This is a genomic window from Oleiphilus sp. HI0067 (assembly GCF_001635735.1).
In genome coordinates this window covers 1-652 of sequence record NZ_LWFI01001752.1, presented here as the reverse complement: position 1 = coordinate 652, position 652 = coordinate 1, and the positions used below count along the sequence as shown (strand labels likewise).

Below are 652 nucleotides of genomic sequence, written 5' to 3'. Positions count from 1 at the left end.
GGCCAGTCAAGAATCGCCAAAACAGGAAGATCTTACCCCTAAATCGAAACCCGATCCTGTGGTGAAGCCTGTCGAGAAACCGGTTGTCGAACCCGAACCTCAAAAGTCAACGGAAGCCATTTTAGAAAGCGAGCCTTCTAAATCATCACCGGTTGAGACTATTCAAACAGTTGCTCCATCCAAGAAGAAAATTGCGAAGCAATCCGAAGCGAGCATCAGTGATCATTCGGATAAGGGTGAACCTGCTAATAAAGTTGCCGAAAGCAAAGCAAAAGAGCAGCCTCAACAAGATCAAAAAGAGCAGAAGGCTCCGGTCAAGAAAATTGAAGAGCCTAAAGAGCAATTTAGATCGCCAGCTTATGTGCTAGGTAGCCCTTCAAATCCCAGACCAGTTTATCCTAGCTTAGCGCGCAGGCGTGGTTGGGAAGGGGATGTATTATTAGGAGTGCATGTTGATGTTACGGGCTCGGTGACTTACGTAGAGATTCTAGAATCGAGTAATGTATCGGCTTTAGATTTTGCCGCTTATTCAACTATTTACGAAAGCTGGAGCTTCTCTCCTGCTGATGCGGCTGAAGCTTCGTTGAGAGGCTATGTTACTGTACCCATCTCGTTTAGGCTCGACTAAACGTTTTGCTCTTCATTGCAGTTC

The 652-nt window shown here is 46.0% G+C and carries 1 protein-coding gene; it reads left to right on the top strand.

The features are described from left to right. Positions 1-628, top strand: a 628-nt coding sequence (locus A3739_RS27875) for an energy transducer TonB (protein WP_156502917.1), incomplete at its 5' end; no start/stop codon positions are given. Between the last annotated feature and the right edge of the window lie 24 nt (positions 629-652).